The sequence below is a fragment of the bacterium genome (genome assembly GCA_035945995.1).
Taxonomy (GTDB): Bacteria; Sysuimicrobiota; Sysuimicrobiia; order Sysuimicrobiales; family Segetimicrobiaceae; genus DASSJF01.
In genome coordinates, this window is record DASYZR010000119.1 from 1 (window position 1) to 2,099 (window position 2,099).

Annotated in this window: 4 protein-coding genes; all 4 read left to right on the plus strand. The window is 70.9% G+C overall.

The features are described 5' to 3' along the window. On the plus strand, positions 1 to 328 hold a 328-nt coding region (locus VGZ23_13885; GenBank protein ID HEV2358678.1), incomplete at its 5' end, for a metallophosphoesterase. A 59-nt stretch (positions 329 to 387) separates the two neighbouring features. After that, on the plus strand, positions 388 to 837 hold the full coding sequence (locus VGZ23_13890) for an SRPBCC family protein (protein ID HEV2358679.1): 450 nt from the start codon (positions 388 to 390) through the stop codon (positions 835 to 837). After that, positions 834 to 1,358, plus strand: a complete 525-nt coding sequence (locus VGZ23_13895) for a hypothetical protein (GenBank protein HEV2358680.1) — start codon at positions 834 to 836, stop codon at positions 1,356 to 1,358. Before VGZ23_13890 ends, VGZ23_13895 begins: the two co-directional genes overlap by 4 nt. Beyond that, positions 1,312 to 2,099: ROK family protein (locus VGZ23_13900; protein HEV2358681.1), on the plus strand; the 788-nt coding region annotated here is incomplete at its 3' end. The genes VGZ23_13895 and VGZ23_13900, both read left to right, overlap by 47 nt.

Here is a 2,099-nt window from a genome sequence, read left to right on the forward strand (position 1 = left end):
CGGCGGCGGGCTGCGCACGGTGTACCGGACGCCGAACGAACTGGCCGACGAGATCTTCGCGGCCAAGGTGGAGGCGGTCGGCGAGGTGGATGTGCTGTGCGCGCACATCCCGCCCGACGTGCCGGAGCTGCTGTTCGACACGGTGGCGCGCAGGATGGAGCGCGGCAGCCAGGCCCTGCTGGACGCGGTTAAGACGACGCAGCCGCGGTACATGTTGTTCGGGCACGTACACCAGCCGCTCGCCACCCGGCTCCGGATCGGCCAGACCGAATGCATCAACGTGGGGCATTTCCGCGCTACCGGGACGCCCTACGCCCTCGAGTGGTAAAACTCCCATGACCATGATCGGGGGCCTGGGAAACGCGGCACTGGAGGTACGCTCCGAGGATGGCGGATAAGACCACGTCGAGCATCGTGATCGGGGCGCCGCGAAAGGATGTCATGACGGTGATCGCAGATTTCGCGGCGTATCCGGAGTGGGCGACCGCGGTCCGTTCCGCGGAGGTTTTGTCGCAGGACCCCGGCGGCCGTGCGAGCGCGGTCCGGATCCAGCTCGACGCCGGAATGATCAAGGACAGCTACGTGCTCGGGTACGACTGGGACGGCGACGCGCAGGTCCGCTGGAACCTCACCCAGGCCGGCTCGGTGATATCGGAGATGAGCGGCGGGTACACGCTCGCCGACCGCGGCGACAGCACCGAGGTGACCTACGAGCTTGCCGTCGGCATCCGCATTCCGATGATCGGGATTGTCAAGCGCAGGGCCGAGAAAATGATCATAGAGACCGCGCTGAAGGGCCTCAAGTCGCGGGCCGAGTCCATCGGGAGCACGAGATGACCGCGCCGCCCGACAGCACAAATCAGGAGCAAGGCGCCGCGGCGAACGGCGCGCGCCGCGATGATCCCGGATCGCGTCCGGGCGGGCCGTCCCGTCCGCCGGGCGCCGACCTCGCTGCCGACCTGGCCGCCGGGATCCAGCGCTGGCTCATCCGGTCGGGCACGCGCAGCATGCGCCGTGAGCTGACCGGCCAGTTCCGCAGGACCTTCGGCGGCAATACCGCCGAGGCGGGCGACGTCTGGGGCACCGCCACGACGGAGCCGCCGCCGGACGAGTCGCGCGAGGCGCCCGAGTGCGCCTGGTGCCCGGTCTGCCGGGCGGCGCGCCGGATGCGGGAATCCGGCCCTGGCCTGGGCGGGCAGCTGGCCGGCGCCGGGGATGTCGTGGCCTCGGCCGTGCAGGAAGCCTTCTCGGCGTTCGAATCGGTTCTGTCGATGCGTCCGCGGACGGATCCACGGGAGGCACATACATCGGATGCGCCCTCCGAAGGGCCGGACCATGGGCCTGACGATCGGGGTTGACGTCGGGGGCACCAAGGTGGCCGTCGGTGCCGTCGACGAGCAGGGGCACATCATCGAGAAGCTGAAGCGCTCCACGCCATCGACCAGCCCCGAGCAGACGGCGCAGGTGGTAGGGGACGCCGTAACCGAGATGCTCGGCCGTCACAAGGCGGACGCGGTGGGGATCGGCGCCGCCGGCTTCGTCGACGCGATCCGCGCCAGCATCCTGTTCGCGCCGAACCTGGCCTGGCGCGACGAGCCGCTGAAGAAGGTGATCGAGGATCGCGTCGGGCTTCCCGTTGTGGTCGAGAACGACGCGAACGCGGCGGCCTGGGCGGAGGCCATCCTCGGCGCCGGGCGCGGGTACGAGCACGTCGTCCTCGTCGCGGTCGGCACCGGCATCGGGGCCGGGATCGTCATCAACGGCCAGCTCTACCGTGGTCAGTGGGGCATCGCGGGAGAGCCCGGGCACTACCGGGTGGTGCCCGACGGGCGACCGTGCGGCTGCGGCAAGCGCGGCTGCTGGGAGCAGTACGCGAGCGGGAACGCGCTGGCCATCGAGGCCCGCGAGCTGGCGAAGAACTCGCCTGGCGAGGCGGTCCGCCTGCTCGAGCTGGGCGGGGGTAGCGTGGAGGGGATCAGCGGGCTGGGCGTCACGCAGGCCGCCCGCGAGGGTGACCCCGCCGCCCGGCGCTGTTACGAGATCGTCGGAGGCTGGCTCGGGCACGGCCTGGCAGCGCTGGCGGCGATACTCGACCCCGC

Bases quoted from the DNA above. Each gene is read 5' to 3' on its own strand.
- VGZ23_13890 (HEV2358679.1), top strand. From the start codon at position 388: ATGGCGGATAAGACCACGTCGAGCATCGTGATCGGGGCGCCGCGAAAG.
- VGZ23_13895 (HEV2358680.1), top strand. From the start codon at position 834: ATGACCGCGCCGCCCGACAGCACAAATCAGGAGCAAGGCGCCGCGGCG.